General features: G+C 68.7%; 22 protein-coding genes. 13 read left to right on the top strand and 9 right to left on the bottom strand.

Annotation, left to right across the window (positions count from 1 at the left end):
• Nucleotides 1-14: 14 nt before the first annotated feature.
• On the top strand, nucleotides 15-1,514 hold the full coding sequence (locus N177_RS16800; RefSeq protein ID WP_023433595.1) for an aldehyde dehydrogenase family protein: 1,500 nt from the start codon (nucleotides 15-17) through the stop codon (nucleotides 1,512-1,514).
• Nucleotides 1,515-1,551: 37 nt separating this feature from the next.
• Here N177_RS16800 and N177_RS16795 read toward each other — a convergent pair whose 3' ends face one another.
• From N177_RS16795 to N177_RS16785, 3 genes are read right to left on the bottom strand one after another with little or no spacing between them, the layout of a single operon-like run.
• On the bottom strand, nucleotides 1,552-2,076 hold the full coding sequence (locus N177_RS16795) for a metallophosphoesterase family protein (RefSeq protein WP_023433594.1): 525 nt from the start codon (nucleotides 2,074-2,076) through the stop codon (nucleotides 1,552-1,554).
• Nucleotides 2,073-2,699 carry a DNA-3-methyladenine glycosylase gene (locus N177_RS16790; protein ID WP_023433593.1) on the bottom strand — a complete coding sequence of 209 codons (627 nt, stop codon included), beginning with the start codon at nucleotides 2,697-2,699 and terminating at the stop codon, nucleotides 2,073-2,075. Before N177_RS16790 ends, N177_RS16795 begins: the two co-directional genes overlap by 4 nt.
• Before the next feature lie 16 nt (nucleotides 2,700-2,715).
• Nucleotides 2,716-3,033, bottom strand: a complete 318-nt coding sequence (locus tag N177_RS16785; RefSeq protein WP_023433592.1) for a c-type cytochrome — start codon at nucleotides 3,031-3,033, stop codon at nucleotides 2,716-2,718.
• A gap of 206 nt (nucleotides 3,034-3,239) precedes the next feature.
• On the opposite strand from N177_RS16785, the gene N177_RS16780 reads away from it, so the two are divergent.
• On the top strand, nucleotides 3,240-4,760 hold the full coding sequence (locus N177_RS16780) for an ATP-binding protein (protein WP_040486096.1): 1,521 nt from the start codon (nucleotides 3,240-3,242) through the stop codon (nucleotides 4,758-4,760).
• A gap of 6 nt (nucleotides 4,761-4,766) precedes the next feature.
• On the opposite strand, the gene N177_RS16775 is transcribed toward N177_RS16780, so the two are convergent.
• The gene (locus tag N177_RS16775; protein ID WP_023433590.1) at nucleotides 4,767-5,534 is read right to left on the bottom strand and encodes a sulfite exporter TauE/SafE family protein; all 768 of its coding nucleotides are present in this window, start codon (nucleotides 5,532-5,534) and stop codon (nucleotides 4,767-4,769) included.
• An 85-nt stretch (nucleotides 5,535-5,619) separates the two neighbouring features.
• Here N177_RS16775 and N177_RS16770 point away from each other — a divergent pair, with 85 nt between their 5' ends.
• Complete coding sequence (locus N177_RS16770) at nucleotides 5,620-6,096, top strand: YaiI/YqxD family protein (RefSeq protein WP_023433589.1); 477 nt, start codon at nucleotides 5,620-5,622, stop codon at nucleotides 6,094-6,096.
• On the opposite strand, the gene N177_RS16765 is transcribed toward N177_RS16770, so the two are convergent.
• On the bottom strand, nucleotides 6,065-6,433 hold the full coding sequence (locus tag N177_RS16765; protein ID WP_023433588.1) for a TfoX/Sxy family protein: 369 nt from the start codon (nucleotides 6,431-6,433) through the stop codon (nucleotides 6,065-6,067). The genes N177_RS16770 and N177_RS16765 overlap by 32 nt on opposite strands.
• Nucleotides 6,434-6,589: 156 nt before the next feature.
• On the opposite strand from N177_RS16765, the gene N177_RS16760 reads away from it, so the two are divergent.
• The 4 genes from N177_RS16760 to N177_RS16745 all read left to right on the top strand — a co-directional run bounded on the left by N177_RS16760 (nucleotide 6,590) and on the right by N177_RS16745 (nucleotide 11,096).
• Entirely contained in the window at nucleotides 6,590-8,593 is a 2,004-nt protein-coding gene (locus tag N177_RS16760; RefSeq protein ID WP_023433587.1) for a PhoX family protein, read from the top strand.
• Nucleotides 8,594-8,733: 140 nt separating this feature from the next.
• Nucleotides 8,734-9,213: a YtoQ family protein gene (locus N177_RS16755; protein ID WP_023433586.1), complete on the top strand. Its 480-nt coding sequence runs from the start codon at nucleotides 8,734-8,736 to the stop codon at nucleotides 9,211-9,213.
• Between the two features lie 10 nt (nucleotides 9,214-9,223).
• Complete coding sequence (locus N177_RS16750) at nucleotides 9,224-10,024, top strand: M48 family metallopeptidase (RefSeq protein ID WP_023433585.1); 801 nt, start codon at nucleotides 9,224-9,226, stop codon at nucleotides 10,022-10,024.
• Nucleotides 10,025-10,151: 127 nt separating this feature from the next.
• Nucleotides 10,152-11,096, top strand: coding sequence for a sulfotransferase domain-containing protein (locus N177_RS16745; RefSeq protein WP_023433584.1), 945 nt, complete (start codon nucleotides 10,152-10,154; stop codon nucleotides 11,094-11,096).
• Nucleotides 11,097-11,161: 65 nt separating this feature from the next.
• On the opposite strand, the gene N177_RS16740 is transcribed toward N177_RS16745, so the two are convergent.
• On the bottom strand, nucleotides 11,162-11,749 hold the full coding sequence (locus N177_RS16740; protein WP_023433583.1) for an NAD(P)H-dependent oxidoreductase: 588 nt from the start codon (nucleotides 11,747-11,749) through the stop codon (nucleotides 11,162-11,164).
• Nucleotides 11,750-11,870: 121 nt separating this feature from the next.
• On the opposite strand from N177_RS16740, the gene N177_RS16735 reads away from it, so the two are divergent.
• The 5 genes from N177_RS16735 to N177_RS16715 all read left to right on the top strand — a co-directional run bounded on the left by N177_RS16735 (nucleotide 11,871) and on the right by N177_RS16715 (nucleotide 17,682).
• Complete coding sequence (locus N177_RS16735) at nucleotides 11,871-12,809, top strand: acetamidase/formamidase family protein (protein WP_023433581.1); 939 nt, start codon at nucleotides 11,871-11,873, stop codon at nucleotides 12,807-12,809.
• Nucleotides 12,810-12,830: 21 nt separating this feature from the next.
• Complete coding sequence (locus tag N177_RS16730; RefSeq protein WP_023433580.1) at nucleotides 12,831-13,796, top strand: D-2-hydroxyacid dehydrogenase family protein; 966 nt, start codon at nucleotides 12,831-12,833, stop codon at nucleotides 13,794-13,796.
• 130 nt (nucleotides 13,797-13,926) lie between these two features.
• Complete coding sequence (locus tag N177_RS16725) at nucleotides 13,927-14,916, top strand: ABC transporter substrate-binding protein (RefSeq protein ID WP_023433579.1); 990 nt, start codon at nucleotides 13,927-13,929, stop codon at nucleotides 14,914-14,916.
• Nucleotides 14,909-16,645 (top strand): ABC transporter permease, encoded by a 1,737-nt coding sequence (locus N177_RS16720; protein WP_023433578.1) that lies wholly within the window; start codon nucleotides 14,909-14,911, stop codon nucleotides 16,643-16,645. The genes N177_RS16725 and N177_RS16720 overlap by 8 nt, the downstream gene beginning before the upstream one ends.
• Nucleotides 16,633-17,682: an ABC transporter ATP-binding protein gene (locus N177_RS16715; RefSeq protein ID WP_023433577.1), complete on the top strand. Its 1,050-nt coding sequence runs from the start codon at nucleotides 16,633-16,635 to the stop codon at nucleotides 17,680-17,682. The genes N177_RS16720 and N177_RS16715 overlap by 13 nt, the downstream gene beginning before the upstream one ends.
• A gap of 27 nt (nucleotides 17,683-17,709) precedes the next feature.
• Here the strand turns inward: N177_RS16715 and N177_RS16710 are convergent, their stop codons facing one another.
• Nucleotides 17,710-18,210, bottom strand: coding sequence for a YciE/YciF ferroxidase family protein (locus N177_RS16710; protein ID WP_023433576.1), 501 nt, complete (start codon nucleotides 18,208-18,210; stop codon nucleotides 17,710-17,712).
• Between the two features lie 218 nt (nucleotides 18,211-18,428).
• On the opposite strand from N177_RS16710, the gene N177_RS16705 reads away from it, so the two are divergent.
• Nucleotides 18,429-18,932: a ferritin-like domain-containing protein gene (locus tag N177_RS16705; RefSeq protein ID WP_023433574.1), complete on the top strand. Its 504-nt coding sequence runs from the start codon at nucleotides 18,429-18,431 to the stop codon at nucleotides 18,930-18,932.
• A 73-nt stretch (nucleotides 18,933-19,005) separates the two neighbouring features.
• Here the strand turns inward: N177_RS16705 and N177_RS16700 are convergent, their stop codons facing one another.
• Nucleotides 19,006-19,905 (bottom strand): CehA/McbA family metallohydrolase, encoded by a 900-nt coding sequence (locus N177_RS16700; protein WP_040486093.1) that lies wholly within the window; start codon nucleotides 19,903-19,905, stop codon nucleotides 19,006-19,008.
• Complete coding sequence (locus N177_RS16695; RefSeq protein WP_160170940.1) at nucleotides 19,902-20,717, bottom strand: phosphatase PAP2 family protein; 816 nt, start codon at nucleotides 20,715-20,717, stop codon at nucleotides 19,902-19,904. The genes N177_RS16700 and N177_RS16695 overlap by 4 nt, the downstream gene beginning before the upstream one ends.
• Nucleotides 20,718-20,768: the final 51 nt, after the last annotated feature.

Below are 20,768 nucleotides of genomic sequence, written 5' to 3'. Positions count from 1 at the left end.
CGATTGGAGCCACGATGAACAGCACCGCAGATCCAGGCCTCTACTCGGGCTTTCAGTCGATCTTCATCGCCGGACAGTGGCGGCGCGGCCGGGGCGGGAAGCCGATCGAGGACACGAATCCGTTCAACGGCGACACCCTTGCGGAGATCAGCACCGCGTCCGCCGAGGACGTCGACGAGGCCTGCCGCGCCTCCCTCGAGGCGCAGCGCGAGTGGGCCGCGCTCGTGCCCGCCGCCCGCGCCGAGATTATGATGAAGGCGACGCAGATCGTCGAAGCGCGCCAGGAGGAGATCGTCTCGTGGCTCGTGCGCGAGGCGGGCTCGACGCGCCTCAAGGCGACGATGGAGTGGACCTTCGTCCAGGGCGTCTTCAAGGAAGCCGCCTCCCTCCCCCACATGGTCGAGGGCCGCATCCTGCCGAACGACATCCCCGGCAAGGAGTCGCGCGTCTACCGCAAGCCGGTCGGCGTCGTCGCCCTCATCAGCCCGTGGAACTGGCCGTTCCAGCTCACCGCACGCACGCTGGCGCCGGCGCTCGCCGTCGGCAACGGCGTGGTCGTGAAGCCCGCCTCCGACACGCCGATCACCGGCGGACTGCTGTTTGCTAAGATCCTCGAGGAGGCAGGACTGCCCGAGGGTCTCCTCTCCGTCCTGCCGGGGCCGGGCTCCGAGGTCGGCAACACGCTGATCATGCACGAGATCCCGCGCGTCGTCTCGTTCACCGGCTCGACGCTGGTCGGGCGCGGCATCGCGAAGGCCAGCGCCGACGGCAAGAAGATCAAGCGCCTCGAGCTCGAGCTCGGCGGCAACAGCCCGATCGTCGTGCTCGACGACGCCGACCTCGACCTCGCCGTCGAGGCCTCGGTCTTCGGCAAGTTCCTCCACCAAGGCCAGATCTGCATGATCTCGAACCGCCTCGTGGTGACGGAGAAGATCTACGATGAGTTCGTCTCGCGCTTCGTCGACCGGGTGAAGGGCCTGAAGGTCGGCGATCCGAGCGACCCCGACACGTTCATCGGCCCGATCATCAACAGGTCGCAGCTCGATTCGGTCGTCGAGAAGATCGAGAAGGGCAAGAAGGGCGCCCGCATGCTCGCCGGCGGCGAGCCCGACGGCCAGGTCCTGCCGCCGCACGTCTTCGCCGACATCCCGACCGACTCGGCGCTGGCGCAGGAGGAGATCTTCGGCCCCGTCGCGCCGATCCTGAAGGCACGCGACGAACAGGACGCACTGAAGATCGCCAATGACACCGAGTACGGCCTGTCGAGCGCCGTCTTCACCCGCGACGTCGAGAAGGGCACCCGCTTCGCCCGTTCGATCGAGGCCGGCATGGCGCATGTCAACGACCAGCCGGTCAACGACCTGCCCTTCAACCCCTTCGGCGGCGAGAAGAACTCCGGGATCGGCCGCTTCAACGGCCGCTGGGCGATCGACGCCTTCACCACCGACCAGTGGGTGACGGTGCAGCACGTGCCGCGCCCCTACCCGTTCAGCCTGAAGGATCTCGTGGGCTGACCCCGGGGAAACCGGGCGGTCGCGCCGGCGGCCGCCCTCACGCCTTGCCGATGCCCGGCCGCTTCTTCCGCCGCTTGCCCATGATGTCCTCGAGCCGCACCGGCCGGTATCCTTGCGCGTCGACACCGACGTCGTACTGCCGGCTGATCGGCGACAGCCGTCCGTGGCTGTGGCCGTGTATGTTGAGCGCGCCCTTGCCCGCGCCGTTCCAGGTGCGGAACGCGTAGTGGCACAGGACGACCATGCGCCCGTCGACCGTGATCTCGCGGTAGTGCTGCACGCTCGCCCAGGCCGCCGCGGCGATGGTGGCCGGCCCGTCATTGTTGCCGATGATCAGGTGTTTCGTGCCGTTCAGGCTGGAGAGCAACTCGTCGATTCGCTCCGGCCCGGGCCCGAGCGCGAAATCGCCGAGATGCCAGACCTCGTCCGCCGGCGACACGACCTCGTTCCACAGTGCGACGAGCCCTGCATCGTGCGCCGCCATGTCGGGGAACGGCCGGCGGTCGGCCCGAAGCGCCCGAGGATCGCCGAAATGCGTGTCGCCGGTGAAGAAGACGCTCAAGCCCTGGCCTCGACGAGGAGCGGCTTCATGGGGCGGCTCAGGTAGCGGGAACCTGCCATGGCGAAACGCCACGGTTTCTCCGCAGCCTTCGTGATCCCGATACGGGGCCCGACGCCGATCTCGACCTCGGCCTGCCGCGGCAGAAGCACGAAGGGTGGTGCGTCGAGCGGCGCCTTGTCCTCGTCCCGGGTGACGGCGAGCGCCTGGCACAGCCGCCCAGGGCCCGCGCAGAGCAGGCGCATGTCCTGGAGCCCCCGCCGCTCGCGCATGATCTCTATCCCGTTGGTGGGCTCGACCGCCCGGATGAGGACGGCGCTGCCCTCCTGCGCCTCGTCGCAGACGAAGTTCAGGCACCAGTGAATGCCGTAGGAGCGGTAGACATAGGCGCGCCCGACGGGACCGAACATCGCCGCGTTCCGCTCGGTTCGGCCGGCGAAGCTGTGCGACGCCGGATCCTCGCGAACATAAGCCTCCGTCTCCACTATGACTCCGCCGACGCCGCCGACGAGAAGCGTGGCGCCGATCAGCCCGCGCGCGACGTCTGGCGCGGGGCCGGCAAAGAAGCCGGCCGGCAGCGCCGGCCTATCGTCGTCCTCCCCCATCTCGCGGCGGGATCGCTTCATACTCACGATTTGGACGTCACCGCAGGCTCGCGATGTAGGACACGAGGTCCTGGATCTCCTGGCGGGTGAGGCTCATGTCCGGCATCATCGGGTGAGGATCGGCGAGAAAGCCGTCGAGCCATGCAAGATCGCCTTCCGAGCGGGCGGCGATCTCCATGAAGGTCGGCACGGCGGCGCTTCCCCTCTCCTGCCCCTCCGACACGATGTGGCACGTCGCGCACCAGCGATTGGCGATCTCCTCGCCCGCCCGAGCGTCTCCCCTCGCCTGTGCCCCGACACTTCCTGCGACGACACCCGCCAGCACTGCCGGCGCGATCAGCCAGACCCTGCGCATCGTTCCCACTCCTCCTCGTCGGCCCGTGACACCCCAGCGAGGATAGGGCTTCACGACGAGGCGGCAACGATAGGATCAACACGGAGGCTGTCCAGCGGCCCGACCCGCCCGATTCCCTGTGGAGACCGGTCCGCCTCCCACGCTCGCACGTCCGCCGACGTGCTATGTTGGCGCCCGCGAACGCCAAGGGAATCGCATTCATCCTCATGGACTCCGGCATCGTACTCGGCACGGACGAGAAGGGCCTGCCGGCCCGGCTCGATCTCGAAGAGCTGCTCTCCACGCGCCTGCTCGTCCAGGGCAACTCCGGCTCGGGCAAGTCGCACCTTTTGCGCCGGCTGCTCGAGCAGAGCGCAGGCCTCGTGCAGCAGGCGATCATCGATCCCGAGGGCGACTTCGTCACGCTGGCGGAGCGCTACGGCCACATCGTCGTCGACGCGAACCGCACGCCGAACGACCTCGCGAAGATCGCGAACCGCATCCGTCACCACCGGGCCTCCGTCGTGCTCGACCTCGAGGGGCTCGATGCCGAGGTGCAGATGCGCTGCGCGGCCGCCTTCCTGAACGGCATCTTCGACGCGGACCGCGAGGCCTGGTACCCGATGCTGGTGGCGGTCGACGAGGCGCAGCTCTTCGCGCCCGCGGGCGGCGGCGAGATCTCGGAGGAGGCCCGCCGCGCCTCGCTCGGCGCCATGACGAACCTGATGTGCCGCGGCCGCAAGCGCGGCCTCGCCGGCATCATCGCGACGCAGCGGCTCGCCAAGCTCGCCAAGAACGTGGCGGCGGAAGCATCCAACTTCCTGATGGGCCGCACCTTCCTCGACATCGACATGGCGCGCGCGTCGGATCTGCTCGGGATGGAGCGCCGGCAGGCGGAGGCTTTCCGTGACCTCGCGCCGGGCCAGTTCGTGGCGCTGGGGCCCGCACTCTCCCGTCGCCCCTTGCGGATCAAGATCGGCGACGTCGTCACGCGGGGCCGCAGCGGCCGACCGGAGCTCCTGCCGCTGCCGGAGACGCCGAGGGAGGATCTCGAGGACCTGATCTTCCAGCCGAGCCCGAACGATCCGGAGCCGGCCATGCCGTCGCAGATGGTGATGCCGATGCGCACCACGACCGACGAGCTCATCGTGCAGGTGGAGACCGCCGGCGCGACGGCGGCGAGCGAGGCGAAAGCCGAGGCCCAGGCGATCGACGCGGAGACCCTCGAGGCGGCGCTCGACGAGATCTTCGCGGAGATCCTGTCGGAGCCGGAGGCAGCCTTCCGGCCCGAGCCCGTGATCTACCAGGACTTCCAGTTCCACTGCCGCGTCAAGAAGCTCGGAGCCGTGGCGCAGGACATGGCGACGTTCCGGCGGAGGCTTGCGCTCGGGCGCGCCGGCGTCTCCGCCCGCGACGCCGACGATGCGTCATGGTCGCAGGTGCTGGCCGTGTCCGAGAACCTGCCGGTCGAGATGCAGGGCGTCTTCCTGATGCTCGCCCGCAGCGCCGGCGAGGAGGCGCCCTGCCCCTCCGACGAGAGCCTCGCCCGCGCCTATGGAAGCCACTCGCCCTCGCGGGCGCGCTGGCTTCTCACCTACATGGAGAACCAGGGCTACATCCTCTGCGAGACCGATTTCCGCGGCCAGCGCGTCGTCTCCTTCCCCGGCGTCGGCTGGCGCACCGCGCCTTCGGCACCGAAGGCCGCGCAAGGACAGGCCCGCGCCTCACTGCAGAAGCGCCGGGCCTGATTTCCGTCAGGCAACGACGTCCCAGAGTTCCTTCGCGAGGATCTGCACCGCCACGGCCGTCAGGATGATCTTGAGGCCGAGCCGGAAGCCCTCCTCGGGCAGGCGGTGGAGCAGGAGCGTTCCCAACGCCGTGCCGAGGAAGGTGCAGAGCACCATCACCACCATGATCGGCAACCACTCGCCGAAGGCGAAGCCGAGGAAGCCGAACACCACGACCTTCAGCCCGTGCTGCAGGGTCATGGCCGTCGCGTGCGTGCCGACGAGCGCCGTCTTGTTGAGATTGAACTGGCGGAACATGGCGACGACGAAGGGCCCGCTCGCGCCGACGAACATGGTGAGGACCGCCGCGACGGCGCCCACGATCGCCAGAACGGCACGGCCGGACCCGCGGATCGCCGGCAGGCTGCCCCACACGGACCACAGGATGAAGAGCGCCACCGTCACGAGGATCACGTCCTCGGGCAGGGCCACGAAGATGTTGCCGCCGACCACCGCGCCGACGAGGGATCCGGCCAGGAAATAGCCGATCAGGTTCCAGTGCGTGTGCCGCCACTGGGCGACCGCGCGCGAGACGTTCGCGCCGACCTGGACGACGCCATGGACCGGGATGAGAACCGAGATCGGCACGATCTGCGTCATGACGGCCAGCATCACGACGCCCCCGCCAATGCCCATCGCGGCGGTGAGCGTGGCGGTGAGGAACGCGGCGAGCACCAGGCCCGTCGCGCCGAGCAAGGACAGGCCGGCTGGTAGAAACGCTTCGATGAGGGACATACGTCGGGGAAATCCGTGTGGTAGGAGCTTCCTTAAGCCGCAGGCGCGGTTTCTGCAAATCGGCAAGCCGGGTGAAGGAGGCGATGTGGACGACAGCCGGGTGATAGAGATCTACGTCGATGCGGACGCGTGCCCCGTGAAGAACGAGATCTACAAGGTGGCCGGCCGCCACGGGCTGAGGACCCTGGTGGTCTCGAACAGCTTCATGAACGTCCCGAAGGACCCGCTGATCGAGCGCGTGATCGTCGGCAGCGGCCTCGATGTCGCCGACGACTGGATCGCCGAGCGTGCGCGGCCCGGAGCGGTGGTCGTGACGGCGGACGTGCCGCTCGCCAGCCGCTGCGTGAAGGCCGGGGCGACCGTCCTCTCGCCGAAAGGGCGCTTCTTCGACGAACGCACGATCGGCATGGCGCTGGCAACGCGCAACCTGATGGACGACCTGCGGAGCGCCGGGGAGATGACGGGCGGGCCACCCCCATTCTCCCAGGCGGACCGTTCCGCCTTCCTCCAGGCGTTGGAACTCGCGGTCGTCAGGCTGAAGCGCGCGGGCTTCGGGGCCTGACGGCGCCCGGGCCGCTCGTCGCGAATTCGAGCGATCGCCGGGCGAAAGGCAGAAGCGCCTCGGGGTCCTCGAGCAGATCCTCGACCACCGAGACGAGCCGCGGCGCCTCCACGATCCGGTCGCGCTTCGCGTAGGTGAAGACGCTCCCTCCCCGCGCCATGAGCTCCGCCCGCAGCGCCTCGTCCGAGGTGAGATAGAGCGTGTCGTCGATGACGACGGCGAAGTGGCGCCCCGCGCAGCGGACCGACAGGCCGCCGAACATCCGCTTCGTATCGATCGGGCCCAGGGGCATGAGCAGGTCGACCACGTGGGGCCTGAACTGCGGCGAGACGGCCATCCCGAGGACTCCGGAGCATACGGCGAGGGCAGCATCCATCCGGACGGGGAGTCGCGCAAGCCCCCGTCATCATCCTGTGACCGACCTTGGATAGCGGATCGCAACGGCTCCGGGAGAGGGAGCCGGAGCGATCTATTCTTCGTCAGGAGCCCCGACATGAACGAGCATGTGAAACCGGACGCGCCAGCCTTCCGCACGAGCCTTCTCGAGGACGCGGTGTCCGAGCCGCGCAACCCCACCTCCAATCCCACGATGGGCGAGGTCATCGCCGCCCGATTCTCGCGCCGCGGGTTGCTGAAGGGGGCGCTCGCCGTCTCCGCGATCACCACGACCGTCAGCCCCCTCGCGCTGGTCGCCGCCGACCAGGCGAAGGCGGAAACGGGTTCGCGCTTCAGCTTCACCGAGGTCGAGGCCGGCGTCGACGCCGATCACCACGTCGCGGAAGGCTACGACGCCGACGTGCTGCTGCGCTGGGGCGACCCGCTCTTCGTGGACGCGCCGGAATTCGACCCGAACGCGCAGACGGCGGAGAAGCAGCGCCGGCAGTTCGGCTACAACAACGACTATGTCGGCTACATCCCGCTGCCGGACGCCGAGGACCCGAGTTCCCACGGCCTGCTGGTCGTGAACCACGAGTACACGAACGAGCACCTGATGTTCCCCGGCATCGTCACGATCGTCGACGGGAAGCCGCAGGTGGCCGAGGCCACGCAGGACCGGATCGACATCGAGATGGCCGCGCATGGCGGCACGATCGTCGAGATCCGCAAGGTCGAGGGCAAGTGGCAGGTCGTGAAGGACTCGCCCTACAACCGCCGGATCACCGCCGACACCGAGATGGAGATCACCGGCCCCGCCGCCGGCCACCATCGCCTCAGGACGGTTGCCGACGAGACCGGCACGAAGGTGCTCGGCACGATCAACAACTGCGCCGGCGGCGTCACGCCGTGGGGCACCTATATGATGGCGGAGGAGAACTTCCACGGCTACTTCCTCGGCGAGCTTCCCGAGGGCCACACCGAGGCCGAGAACTACAAGCGCTACGGCGTGCCGGACGGCACGTACGACTGGGGCAAGTTCTACGACCGCTTCGACGTCTCGAAGGAGCCGAACGAGCCGAACCGGTTCGGCTGGATGGTCGAGGTCGACCCGTTCGACCCGAACTCTGTGCCGCGGAAGCGCACCGCCCTCGGCCGGTTCAAGCACGAGGGCGCCGAGTCGATCGTCGCGAAGGACGGCCGCGTCGTCTTCTATCTCGGCGACGACGAGCGCTTCGACTACGTCTACAAGTTCGTGACCGCCGGCGCCTTCGCGGAAGGCGACCGCGAGGCGAACATGAACCTGCTCGACGAGGGCACGCTCTACGTCGCCCGTTTCGACGAGGACGGCAGCGTCACGTGGATGAAGCTGGTGCACGGCGAAGGCCCGCTGACGGCGGAGAACGGGTTCGAGAGCCAGGCCGACATCCTCATCGAGACGCGCCGCGCCGCCGATCTCCTCGGCGCCACGAAGATGGATCGCCCCGAGGACATCGAGCCGAACGGCACGAACGGCCGCGTCTACGTCATGCTGACGAACAACACGCGCCGCAAGGAAGATCAGGTCGACGCGGCGAACCCGCGCGCCGAGAACGCCTTCGGGCACATCATCGAGATCGCCGAGGCCGAGGGCGATTTCGCCGCGGAGAGCGGCACGTGGGAGGTGCTCCTGCAGTGCGGCGACCCGAGCGTCGCCGAGGTGGGTGCCACCTTCTCGACCTCCACGACGGAGAACGGGTGGTTCGGCATGCCCGACAACTGCGCCGTCGACAGCGACGGCCGTCTCTGGGTCTCGACCGACGGCAACTCGCCGAAGGCGACGGGCCGCACCGACGGCCTCTGGGCCGTCGACACGGAGGGCGAGGCCCGCGCCACCTCGAAGCTCTTCTATCGCGTCCCCGTGGGCGCGGAGATGTGCGGTCCGCTCGTCCTCGACGACATGGAGACGATGTTCGTCGCCGTCCAGCATCCCGCCGACGGCGGCGACGACTGGCCGGAGTTCGGCCGTCCCTCCTACTACGAGGACCTGTCGACGCGGTGGCCCGACTTCCGGGACGACATGCCGACACGCCCGTCGGTCGTGGTGATCACCCGGCAGGGCGGCGGCAAGATCGCCGTCTGAGGCTCACCTCGAAACGCTCACCTTCGGGGCGCCGGCGGCTTTCCGCCGGCGCCCTTCGCGTCTAAGACCCTTGGCGGTGCCCGCCGCCGCCCCATCTGCGAGTGGCGAATTGGCTGCGGAAGCAACGACAGGAGCGAAGCATGTATGGCTGGGACGTCTACCTTTCCGGCGAGATCCACACGGACTGGCGCGAGCGCATCGAGGCGGGCGCCGACGAGGCCGGGCTCGACATCACGTTCTCGGCGCCGGTGACGGACCACGAGGCGAGCGACGATTGCGGCGTGGCGATCCTCGGCCAGGAGGACAAGCCGTTCTGGAAGGACCACAAGGGCGCGAAGCTGAACGCGATCCGCACGCGCACCCTGATCGAGCAGGCCGACGTGGTGGTCGTCCGCTTCGGCGACAAGTACAAGCAGTGGAACGCGGCGTTCGACGCGGGCTATGCGGCCGCACTGGGCAAGCCGCTGATCGTGCTGCACCCGCAGGAACATACGCACGCCCTGAAGGAGGTCGACGCCGCCGCCCTTGCGGTCGCGGAGACGCCGGAGCAGGTCGTCGAGATCCTGCGCTACGTGATTGCCGGGGAGTTGCCGGGGCGGGCGCGCGCCGCCGCCGAGTGAGACAGGGGCCATGTTCGAGATCCTCGCGGCGATCGGATTCGCGATCTCCTTCGCATGGGCCTGGCTCACCGGCGGGGACGAGGTGCCGCTGACGGAGCGCTCGCAGGTCATCCTCATCGATTCCGGAGAGGAATCCGCCCTCGGGGCCCGTGCCTTCGAGGAGGTGCTGTCGCGGCACCGAGCCCTCGAGGGCGACGGAGCCGATGCCGTGCGGGAGATCGCAGCCCGGATCGTCAAGGCTGCGGAAGAGAGCTTCGGCGCCGACTACGACTGGCGCACCGAGCTTCTGCAGGACGACGCGGCGAACGCCTTCGCGCTGCCGGGCGGCAACATCGCCGTGCTGTCGGGGCTCCTGCCCGTCGCGCAGAACGCCGACGGCCTCGCCACCGTCATCGGCCACGAGGTGGCCCACGTCATCGCCCGCCACTCCGCCGAGCGTCTGACCCAGCAGCGGATCGCCGATCTCGGCCGCCTCGCCGTCGCCGTCGCCCTCGGCGACATGGACCCCGGCACACGCCAGGCGGTCATCGGCGCGCTCGGCATCGGCACGCAGTTCGGCATCCTCATGCCCTTCTCGCGCGTCCACGAGTCGGAGGCGGACAGGATCGGGCTCGTCCTCATGGCGCAGGCCTGCTTCGACCCGCGCGAGGCGCCGGAGCTATGGCGCCGCATGGCGCGCGCCGCAGGCGACGGGCCGCCGGAGTTCATGTCGACGCACCCGGCGCCGCAGAGCCGCATCGAGAACCTCACCGGCTGGATCGACGAGGCCCTTCAGGCAAGAGAGGCGGCAGGCTGCCCGCCGCTGTCCTGACGATCCGGCCGCTACCGGTGGCCCACCGGGAAGACACGCGCCAGAAACCACATTCCGACATGACGAAATCGCCCCGCAACGGCAGGTCGTTACAAAGCAGGCCTCTGCTCATCTACGAGGTCTCGCCATGGACATGCCGTCCTACACCTTCGTCTCGCCCCGCAAGACGCGGGAGATGCACAACCACCATTTCGATTCCACCGTCTGGAACGACTTCCGGTTTCGCGACGACGACATCGTCATCGCCACCTATGCGAAGTCGGGCACGACCTGGACGCAGCAGATCGTCGGCCAGCTTCTCTTCGACGGCCGCGAGGATCTGAACGTCGCCGAGATGTCGCCGTGGGTCGACCTGCGCGTCCCGCCGAAGGAGGTGAAGCTTCCGGCGATCGAGGCGCAGGCTCACCGCCGCTTCCTGAAGACCCACCTGCCCGTCGATGCGCTCGTCTTTTCGCCGAAGGCGAAGTACATCTACATCGCCCGCGACGGTCGCGACGTGGTGATGAGCATGTACAATCACCACGCGAACGCGAACGAGCTCTGGTACCAGGCGCTGAACGACGCGCCGGGGCGCGTCGGCGACCCGATCGGGAGACCGCCGGCCTCCATCCGCCAGTATTTTCAGGAGTGGCTCGCGCGCGACGGCCACCCGTTCTGGCCCTTCTGGGAGAACGTCCGCTCCTGGTGGGCGGTGCGTCACCTGCCGAACGTCATGCTCCTCCACTTCTCGGAGCTGAAGGCCGACATGCCGGGCCAGATCCGGCGGATCGCCGAGTTCCTGTCGATTCCGATCGACGAATTACGCTTCCCGGCGATCGTCGAGCACTGCACGTTCGACTACATGAAGAAGAACGCGACGAAGAGCGTCCCGCTCGGCGGCGCCTTCTGGGACGGCGGGGCCGAGACCTTCATCAACAGGGGCACGAACGGCCGCTGGCACGACGTGCTGATGGCGTGCGACAGCCTCGCCTACGAGGAGCGGGCGCGCCGCGAGCTCGGCGAGGACTGCGCCCGATGGCTGGCGACGGGCAATCGCGACGACGACCGGACGGCTGCGGCACTGGCTGCCTGAGTTCATCGACGGCCATCGGCTCCCGGCGCCGATGGCCGGCCGCCATCCGGCCGGCGCCCCCGCCCTCACCTGCCCCGCCGGCCGAGCCGCTCCATCTTCTCGAGCCACTTCCACTTCCGCTTCCGCCCCCTCCCTCCCGCCTCGACCATGCCGAACATCGTCGTGCGCACCGGCCGGATGCCGACGAAGCGCAGCACATTGCGCTCGAGCGCCCTCGTGCCGTGAGCCCGGAACCACAGCCGGTACAAGATGGCAGGCATCCCCATCGTCACGACGATGCGGGCGGAGCGCCCTTTGAGTCCCGCCTGCGGCCCACGCTTCGTGTAGGCGAAGGCGACGCCCGGCCGAGCCATCTGCTCGAGCAGGCCTTTGAGCGCCGCCGGCACCATGCCGAGCCACAGCGGGAACACGACCACCAGGTGATCGCACCACAGGAGCGCGTCGACCGCAGGCTGCAGCCCGGGCGGCACCGCACCGTGCTCGAAGTCCGAGGCCCGCCGAAGGAGCGGGACGTCGAGCTCCCCGACGCGGATCAGGCGAACCTCGTGCCCCGCCGCTTCGGCACCCGCGCGGTAGGCATCGGCAAGTGCATGGTCGAGATGGTCGAGGTCGGGATCCGGATGGCCGTCGATGACGAGGATTCGCCGGATCATGAGCACTTCTCACTGCTACGGACCGACGAACAGCCTATAGTGCCCCTGAGACACCCGCCTTGACGCAGATCACCCCGGACGCCCGCCAGCAACCGACCCACCGAAGAGCCAGGAGAGGCCGATGCCCCGCCGCCACGAGATCCCGGGCACGCACGAGCACATGGCCTGGGGCTATTTCGATGCTCGTGCCGAGCCCGTCCTCCGCATCGCCTCCGGCGACACCGTCTCGCTGAGCGCTTTCCCCGCCGGCGACGGCACGCGGCTGCCGGAGGATCGCTCGCTCGTGCCCGAGGCCTATCTTCGCGCGCTGCGGGAGGTCGAGATGGGCCCCGGCCCGCACTGGGTGACGGGACCTGTCCACGTCGACGGCGCGGAGCCGGGAGACGTCCTCCAGATCGACATCCTCGAGACGGTGGTCGACTACGACTGGGGCATCACCGCGATCATGCCGCTCGAGGGAACGCTGCCGGACGAGTTCGACGAGCCGGAGACGATCCACCCCAGCGTCGACCACGCGCGGCAGGTCGCCGTCATGCCGTGGGGCACCGAGGTGCCGCTCGCGCCGTTCTTCGGCACGATCGCCGTCGCGCCACCGCCCCTCTGGGGCCGCTGCGGAACCATCATCCCGCGCGCCTTCGGCGGCAACATGGACAACAAGGAGCTGCGCCCCGGCACGACGCTCTACCTGCCGGTGTTCAACGAAGGCGCGCTCTTCTACGCCGGCGACGGCCACGGCGTGCAGGGCGACGGCGAGGTCTGCGTGACGGCGCTCGAGACGGGCGTCAGCGGCACGTTCCGGCTGACCGTGCGCAGGGACCTCGACTACGAGCGCCCCTTCGCCGAGAACGAGACGCACCTCATCTCGATCGGCATCGACGAGGATCTCGACGACGCGGCGAAGCAGGCGGTGCGCGAGATGGTGCGCCACGTCTGCGACCGCACGAACCTGACGCCGAACGAGGCCTACATGCTCTGCTCGCTCGCCGGCGACCTGCGCGTCACGCAGCTCGTCGACGTGCACAAGGGTGTGCACATGATGCTCGCGAAGTCCCTGCTCTGAAACCAAGACGGAAAGAAGAACATGACCCGCATCGCCGTTCTCGACGACTATCAGAAGGTTGCGGCCTCGATGGCCGACTGGTCCACGCTCGACGAGGAGTGCAAGGTCGACTTCTTCCACGAGAACATTCCGGGCGGGGACGAGGCGGCGGCGAAGCTCGCCGACTACGACGTGATCTGCCTGATGCGCGAGCGCATGAAGATGCCGGCCGACCTCCTGGCAAGGCTGCCGAAGCTGAAGCTCGTCGTCGCGACCGGGACGAACGCGCGCATGATCGACCTCGATGCGGCTGCGGCGCAGGGCATCACGGTCTGTGGCACCGGCGGCGGCCAGGGGGGCGTCGCGACGCCGGAGCTCGCCTGGGCGCTGATCCTGGCGGCCTCCCGCCACCTCGTCGACGAGCACGCCAATGTCCGCGCCGGTCGCTGGCAGGAGAGCGTCGGCACCGCACTGAACGGCGGCACGCTCGGTCTCGTGGGCCTCGGCCGCCTCGGAAGGAAGATGGTGCCGGTGGCCAAGGCGTTCGGCATGCGTGTGCTTGCCTGGAGCCCGAACCTGACGCCGGAGCGGGCGGCGGAGGGCGGTGCGGAGTTCGCGGAGAAGGAGACGCTGTTCCGCGAGGCGGACGCCGTGTCGATCCACCTCGTGCTCGGCCCCCGCACGCGCGGGCTCGTCGGTGAAGGCGATCTTCTCCTGATGAAGCCGGGGGCGATCCTCGTGAACACCTCGCGAGGGCCGATCGTCGACGAGGCGGCCCTGCTCGCGGCCTTGCAGGAGGGTCGCATCCGCGCCGGCCTCGATGTCTACGACGTTGAGCCGCTGCCCCGTGAACACCCCCTCCGCCGGGCGCCGAACGTCGTGCTCTCGCCCCATCTCGGCTATGTCACGCAGGCCGGCTACGCCGAGTTCTACGAGGGGATGGTCGAGGATATCCGGGCGTGGCGCCAGGGCAGCCCCGTGCGGGTGCTGGCCGCGCCCGCCGGCTAGACGGAGGCCTCGCCGTCTGCGCCGAACCCGCGAGGTGCGGGCGGCGCAGACGGTGTCACGGATCCGTTATGCAGCATTGCTACCTCACCGGCGCCCCACGTTTTTTCCGACAACCCACGGGACAGGCGCCATGATGAAATCCGTCTTCACCCTTCTCGCCGGAGCGGCGATGGCCGGAGCCTCCGTGCTCCCCGCCGCGGCGCAGAGCGGCACGATCACCGTCTACACCTCGCAGCCGAGCGAGCAGATGGACGCCGTCGTCAGGGCGTTCAACGAGGATTATCCGGAGATCGAGGTCGAGGTCTTCCGGTCCGGCACGACCGAGGTCATGAACAAGCTGATGGCCGAGTTCGAGGCCGGCAATCCGCAGGCCGACATCGTCCTCATCGCCGACGCGACGGCGGCGACGCAGCTCAAGAACGACGACCGTCTGCTCGCTTACGAGGACGCGCCGGTCGACAGCCTGCCTGCCGAAGTGGTCGATCCCGACATGACCTTCTTCGGCACGAAGCTGATCACGACGGGCATCATCTACAACACCGATCTCGTCGAGGAGGCGCCGACCTCCTGGAAGGATCTGGCCGACGCCGGGGTCGCCTCGAAGCTCATCATGCCGAGCCCGCTCTATTCCGGTGCGGCGGTGATCCACGTCGGCACCATGGTCCAGCAGCCCGAGTTCGGCTGGGACTACTACGAGACGCTGGCGGAGAACGGCGCCGTCGCCGGCCGCGGCAACGGCTCGGTGGTCGAAGCGGTGGCGCGCGGCGAGAAGGCCTACGGCATCATCATCGAGTACATGGCGATGAACGCGAAGAACCAGGGCTCGCCGGTCGAGTTCGTGTTCCCCGAGGAAGGCGTCTCGGCGATCACGCAGCCGGTCGCGATCCTCAAGACGACCGACAACGAGGAGGCCGCCAAGGCGTTCGTCGACTGGCAGCTCTCGCAGGTGGCGCAGCAGCAGTCGGTCGAGCAGGGCTATTTCCCGATCTTCGAGGGTGTCGAGCCGCCTGCCGGCTATCCCGAGGTCTCGTCGCTGAGGATCCTGCCGACCGACGCCGGCCAGATCCTTCAGAGCGACGAAGAGAACAAGAAAGAGTTCGCGGAACTCTTCGGTGGCTGACGCCGCGCTGCCCATGGCGCCGCGGCTCCTGCCGAGGCGCCTTCTTCCGGACGGCGAGGGGCTGATCCTCCTCGCCGTCGTCGCCTACCTCGCGCTCTTCACGCTGTGGCCGCTCGGTCGGCTGCTGGCCGAGGCACTGGCGCCGAACGCCGAGGGCGAGCTTCTGGGACTTCTGCGCGACCAGTGGCAGAGCCGCAGCTTCACGCGCGCTCTTCAGAACACTCTCGAAGCTTCTGCTTTCGCTACAGTCCTTTCCGTCGCGCTTGGAACTTCCATGGCGTTCCTCCTGGCGCTGACGGACGTGCGCGCGAAGACGGCGCTCACCTTCGTGCTGCTCCTGCCGCTTCTCATTCCGCCGCAGATCACCGCGCTCTCTTGGCTCGAACTGACCGGTCCGTCGAGCCCGATACTGAACCTGCTGGGGCTCGCGGCGGCGCCGGGAACGACCAATCCCCTCTATTCCCGCGAGGGGATCGTCCTCGTCATGGGCATCGAGCACGCGACGCTCGTCTTCCTCGCCGTGCGCGCGGGGCTGAGGCATCTGCCGCGCGACCTCGTCGAAGCGGCCCGCCTCGCCGGCGCGAAGCCATTGCGCGCGACGCTCTCGGTGATCGCGCCGCTCGCCTTCCCCTCGATCCTCGCCGGCGCGGCTCTCGCCTTCGTCTCGGCGATCGGCAATTTCGGCGTCCCGGCCCTTCTCGGCATTCCAGGCCGCTACCCGATGCTGACCACGCTCATCTATCGCCGTCTGAACGGATTCGGTCCGTCGATCCTCGGCGAGGTCGCGGCGATCGCCGTGGTGCTCATCCTGCTGGCGGTCGGCGGGCTCGCGTTGCGCGCCCTCTTCTCGCGCTGGTCGCGGAGCGCGGTCGAGCGCTCGAGCGCGCCGCTCCAGCCCTTCGCGCTGGGCCGGGCGCGGCTGCCGGTCGAGGCCGGCATCTGGCTCGTGCTGGCGGTGATCGCCCTGCTGCCGCTGACCGCGCTCGTCGCGAGTTCGCTGACGCCGGCCCTCGGCGTGCCGCTGAACCTTCACACCGCGACGCTCGACAATTACCGCTTCGCCATCTTCAGCCAGGCCGCCAGCCACCGGGCCTTCATGAACTCGCTCATGCTCGCGGCGGCGACGGCAGTCGTCAGCGCCGCGATCGCGATACCCCTCGCCTACCTGTCGATCCTGCGCCGCCGGCCACTCGCCCGGGCGCTCGACCTCGTCGCGGACACGCCCTATGCGATACCGGGCACCGTGCTCGCGATCGGCATCATCCTCGTCTACCTGCCGCCGCTGCCGGGCCTCGGCGTTTCGATCTACGGCACGATCTGGATCCTGCTCGTCGCCTATCTCGCACGCTTCCTGACGCTGGCGCTCCGCCCCGTCACTGCCGGCATGGAGACGCTCGAGCCGGCACTCGACGAGGCGGCACGCGTGGCAGGCGCGGGGCCCCTGCGCCGCATCTGGTCGATCGTCCTGCCGAACGTCGCTCCGGCGGCGGCTGCGGGGGGCCTTCTCATCTTCATCACGGCACTGAACGAGCTCACCGTCTCGGCGCTTCTCTGGTCATCGGGGAAGGAGACGATCGGCGTGATGATCTTCGCCCTGCATTACGAGGGCAATTCGCCGGCCGCCTCCGCGCTGGCGACCGCGACGGTCGCGATCACGCTTCTGATCGCCTTCGCCCTCGGCCTGCTCGGCCGACGCCTGCCCGACGGAGCGGTGCCGTGGCGCGCGTGAGGTTCGAGGCGGTCACGAAGCGATTCGGCAGGACGAACGCCGTCGACGCCGTCTCGCTCGACATCCGCCGCGGCGAGTTCCTCGCCCTGCTCGGCCCGTCCGGCTGCGGCAAGACGACCCTCCTGCGCCTGATCGCGGGCTTCGAGACGCCGGACGCCGGGACGATCAGCTTCGACGACACGATCGTCGGGCAGGCCTCGCGCTCCGTGGCGCCGGAGGACCGGGGGCTTGCGATGGTCTTCCAGTCATACGCGCTGTGGCCGCACATGAGCGTCGCGGAGAATGTCGGCTTCTCGCTCAGCGTCCGCCGCGTCGCTCGCCCTGAGCGCGAGCGGCGCGTGTCGGAGGCTCTGGCGGCCGTGGGCCTTCAGGACTTCGCGTCCCGCCGGCCGCATGAACTTTCGGGCGGCCAGCGCCAGCGCGTCGCGCTCGCACGATGCCTCGCGATGCGGCCGGGCATCGTGCTCCTCGACGAGCCGCTCGCGAACCTGGACACGCATCTGCGCGAGACCATGCAGCGCGAGTTCCGCCGGTTCCACGGCGAGAGCGGCGCGACCTTCGTCTACGTGACGCACGACCAGACCGAGGCGATGTCGATGGCCGATCGCGTCGCCGTCATGGATCGGGGGCAGCTCCAGCAAGTCGGCCACCCCCGCGACCTCTATCGCGAGCCGAGCACGGAGATGGTCGCACGCTTCGTCGGGCGCGGAATGGTGGTCCCGGTCGAGGTTGAGCGTTCGCACGACGGCTTCTGCGAAGTGCGGCTGGATGGCCTTCTCGTGTGTGTGCTCGGTGCCGCGAAGGAGCCGGGCCCCGGCCTCGCCTGCCTCAGGCCGGAGAACCTGGAGATCGCGGCACCCGGAGATGACGTGCTTTGCGGCCCGGTCGTCGACACGAGCTACCAGGGTGCGGCCACCATCGTGACGGTGCTCGTCGCGGGGGTCGGCGAGCTGCGCGTCCAGCACACCGGCACGCCGCCCCGCCTTGGCGAGCAGGCGGGCGTCCGGGTGCTCGATGCCTGGCTCCTGCCCAGCTGAGGCGGCAGGAGCCCGCCGCCTTAGCACCTATTCGGCCGCCTCGATCGCAGAGGGATTGACCATGCCCTCGGCGATGTCGGTGAGGAGGTCGTCGCAGTCCTCCTCCTCCTCGAGGATTGCCGCCAGGATCTCTCGGTCCTCGGTTCGCTGCAGCACGTCGGCATAGCTCGAGAGCGTGCCGTAGACGGCGATTTCGTAGTGCTCGATCCTCTGCGCCGAGGCGATCAGCGCCGCATCCCGCACGGCTCCCGCCTCGACCATGCCCGCCATGCGGTCGGCCTCCTGAATGAGACGCTCCATGCTCTGGTCGGCGTGGGCCGCCTTCTCCTCGTTCAAGCCGCGCAGGAGCGCCTCCACCTGCTCCAGATGGCCGCGCGTCTCCTCGAGATGCTGTCCGAAGGCCGTCTTCAGACGCTCGCTCTTGGCCGCGTCCGCCATCTTCGGCAGAGCCTTCGTCAGCATCTCCTCGAGGGAACGCGCCTCCTGCAGCTCGGCGACGTACAGCTCGTGAAAGGTCTTGATCGTCATCGGACGAATCCTCTTCCCGAATGGGGTGTCGGGGCAAGAACGGTGTCGACCGTCGCCGAGGTCCAGACACTCGGCCGTCCGCGGGGCGAGGCGATCCTCAGTCCGCAAGCGCACCTATTCGCACGTGACGGAACGTGCACGCTCAAGATGCGCTTCTTCGCCGAGAGATCCGGGACGCCCGGATGATTCAGCGCAAGCATCAGAGACGGAGCCCACCCATGGCCGCCAAGGATACTCTCGCGCAGTGGCTGCGCGACGCCCACGCGATGGAGGAGCAGGCGAAGACCATGCTCGACGCTCAGTCGAGCCGCATAGAGCACTATCCAGAGCTGAAGGCGCGCATCGAGCAGCACCTCAAGGAGACGGAGCGCCAGGAGGAGAAGCTGCGCGGTTGCCTCGATCGCCTCGGGGGCACCTCGGCCATGAAGGATGCCGGTGCCAAGATGACGGCGATGATGCAGGGCATGGGCGGCATGTTCGCCGGCGACGAAGTCGTCAAGGGCGCCATGGCGAGCTACGCCTTCGAGCATTTCGAGATCTCTGCCTACCGCTCGATCATCGGTGCCGCCGAGATCGCGGGCGAGCCGGAGGTCAAGGCCGTCGCGGAGGAGATCCTGCTCGAGGAGGAGGCGATGGCGACGTGGCTCTACGACCACCTGCCGACGATGACGCGCCAGTATCTCGAGCGCGAGCAGACGGGCAGCGAGACGGCCAAGCGCTGAGGGCGCACCCAGACGGCATGAGCAGTAGACCCGCCGGTCCCGCCGGCGGGTCTTCTCTTTCTCATGCCGCGTGTCAGTCGAGCCAGAGCGGGTTCGTCCAGGCGTGGCGTCCGCTCGCGTCCCTGACGACGATACGGCACCAGTCGCCCAGGAACTTCTCGGGCGGGAGACGGGCGCGCGTCAGCTGGCGCCCCTGCACGGTTTCCGCCCTCGTGCCGCGCCCGAGGACACAGATCGTGGTGGCGGGTGAGCAGGCGATTTCGAGGTGATCGCCGTCGCGGCAGAGCTCGCGCAGTTCCGGCCCTTGGCTGGAGTAGAAGTCTCCCCTCTTCATCGCCTCGAGGAGAGCCTCCGGCTCATTGCCCTCCGCCTTCACCATCATCCAGCCGCCGCCTGCGTCCGGCCATCGGAAATGCGCGTCGTCGGCGGCATAGGCGAGGAGCCGATTCCCCTCGTTCAGAAGCTGGTCCAGGAGGTAGGTGCCATCGGGTCGCGCCGTGTCGATATCGCAGGTGAAGTTGTAGATCTCGACGGCATGGGCGATCTCCGCGAGGGCCCGCCCGTCCTCGATCGTCAGGCCGGACCACTGCGGATGGGCGATGCCGACGAAGGCTCCGGTGGCGCGCGCCCGGCGCGCGAGTGCCACTCCGTCCTCACCATCGGCGGTCGGCGCGAAATCTGCGGGAAGGCCTGCTGCGAGGATGTGCCAGAGCTCTCCGTGGCTGTTCGCCGGAGCATGGAGCTCGGCACCGAGCATCGTGGTGAACCGGTTCGTGCGAAACGGCGTCGTGTCGCTGATCGGGAAGCCGTAGGCATCGAGGAAGTGGTCGGACAGGCAGAGGAAGTCGTACCCGGCCTCGGCATAGTGGCGCGCCACCGCCTCCGGCTCGAGATGGCCGTCGGAGTTCGTGGAATGGGTATGGATGTTGCCGCGAAAGAACCTGCCCCCGCTCTCGAAAGCTCCGAAGCTCATCCTGATCGCCTCCGCAACCGGCCGGCGGCGGCGGCCCACCGCACGCCTCGCCACCATGCCGCAGCTCTCGCCCGGCTGCCGAGCACGACACGGTCGATGGCCTCTCCCCGTGCGCCGGAGAACAGCGGGAAGAGACAGACCGCGATCAGGAGCACGAGAAGCCACGACACGACGACATCTGACAGGAAGTGGCCGCCGAAGGCTATCCTGTTCACCGATAGGACGAGTGCCACCGTGAAGAGCCCGAGACCGAGCGTCTTCCGATCCGACTTCGGAACGAGGACCAGAAGGGACAGGAGCGCTGCGGCGGAAGCCGCCTCGCCCGAGGAGAACGAGCAGTTGCCGACGCAGCTGCCGGCGACGATCCACACCGGCGAGAACACGCCGTCGCCTCCGAACTCGATGAGTTCTCGCGGGCGAGCGCGCCCCCATACCTCCTTGAGGATCGCGTTGACCGCAAGTCCCGGCCCTGCGAGGTAGACGGAGAGCACAAAGAGGGCCCGGCTCGGCCGGGGCGAGGTCATGCGCCCCGAGACGGCCGCGAAAGCGACGGCGGCCAGAGACGCGACGATGATGAAGGCCGTCAGGTGGATTCCGGCGGAGCGAATGAGCCGAAGAACCGCATCGCCGGTGGCTGGAAACCCCTCGCCGTCAAAGAAGTGTCGGCTGACGGAGATATCGATTTCCGGGGATGCGATGAACACCGCACTGGCGCCGACGAGCGCCGCCACGAGTAGGAAGCGTGGGACGGAGGAAACGAGACGGCTCAGCCTCGCCAGGGGCGGCATATGTGCGGCGCGGGTTGCCGTCATTTCCTCAAGCATCTCCCGGTCGTGAATCACACGGCCTCTCTTATGCTCGGC

Origin of the sequence: Lutibaculum baratangense AMV1, assembly GCF_000496075.1 — a bacterium.
Lineage (GTDB): Bacteria > Pseudomonadota > Alphaproteobacteria > Rhizobiales > Tepidamorphaceae > Lutibaculum > Lutibaculum baratangense.
The sequence above is the reverse complement of the archived record's forward strand: the minus strand, read 5'-3'. Positions and strand labels throughout refer to the sequence as shown.

Coding starts and splice junctions, on each gene's coding strand:
- N177_RS16800 (WP_023433595.1), top strand. CDS start 15: ATGAACAGCACCGCAGATCCAGGCCTCTACTCGGGCTTTCAGTCGATC.
- N177_RS16790 (WP_023433593.1), bottom strand. CDS start 2,699: ATGAAGCGATCCCGCCGCGAGATGGGGGAGGACGACGATAGGCCGGCG.
- N177_RS16785 (WP_023433592.1), bottom strand. CDS start 3,033: ATGCGCAGGGTCTGGCTGATCGCGCCGGCAGTGCTGGCGGGTGTCGTC.
- N177_RS16780 (WP_040486096.1), top strand. CDS start 3,240: ATGGACTCCGGCATCGTACTCGGCACGGACGAGAAGGGCCTGCCGGCC.
- N177_RS16775 (WP_023433590.1), bottom strand. CDS start 5,534: ATGTCCCTCATCGAAGCGTTTCTACCAGCCGGCCTGTCCTTGCTCGGC.
- N177_RS16765 (WP_023433588.1), bottom strand. CDS start 6,433: ATGGCCGTCTCGCCGCAGTTCAGGCCCCACGTGGTCGACCTGCTCATG.
- N177_RS16760 (WP_023433587.1), top strand. CDS start 6,590: ATGAACGAGCATGTGAAACCGGACGCGCCAGCCTTCCGCACGAGCCTT.
- N177_RS16755 (WP_023433586.1), top strand. CDS start 8,734: ATGTATGGCTGGGACGTCTACCTTTCCGGCGAGATCCACACGGACTGG.
- N177_RS16750 (WP_023433585.1), top strand. CDS start 9,224: ATGTTCGAGATCCTCGCGGCGATCGGATTCGCGATCTCCTTCGCATGG.
- N177_RS16745 (WP_023433584.1), top strand. CDS start 10,152: ATGGACATGCCGTCCTACACCTTCGTCTCGCCCCGCAAGACGCGGGAG.
- N177_RS16740 (WP_023433583.1), bottom strand. CDS start 11,749: ATGATCCGGCGAATCCTCGTCATCGACGGCCATCCGGATCCCGACCTC.
- N177_RS16735 (WP_023433581.1), top strand. CDS start 11,871: ATGCCCCGCCGCCACGAGATCCCGGGCACGCACGAGCACATGGCCTGG.
- N177_RS16730 (WP_023433580.1), top strand. CDS start 12,831: ATGACCCGCATCGCCGTTCTCGACGACTATCAGAAGGTTGCGGCCTCG.
- N177_RS16725 (WP_023433579.1), top strand. CDS start 13,927: ATGATGAAATCCGTCTTCACCCTTCTCGCCGGAGCGGCGATGGCCGGA.
- N177_RS16710 (WP_023433576.1), bottom strand. CDS start 18,210: ATGACGATCAAGACCTTTCACGAGCTGTACGTCGCCGAGCTGCAGGAG.
- N177_RS16705 (WP_023433574.1), top strand. CDS start 18,429: ATGGCCGCCAAGGATACTCTCGCGCAGTGGCTGCGCGACGCCCACGCG.
- N177_RS16700 (WP_040486093.1), bottom strand. CDS start 19,905: ATGAGCTTCGGAGCTTTCGAGAGCGGGGGCAGGTTCTTTCGCGGCAAC.
- N177_RS16695 (WP_160170940.1), bottom strand. CDS start 20,717: ATGACGGCAACCCGCGCCGCACATATGCCGCCCCTGGCGAGGCTGAGC.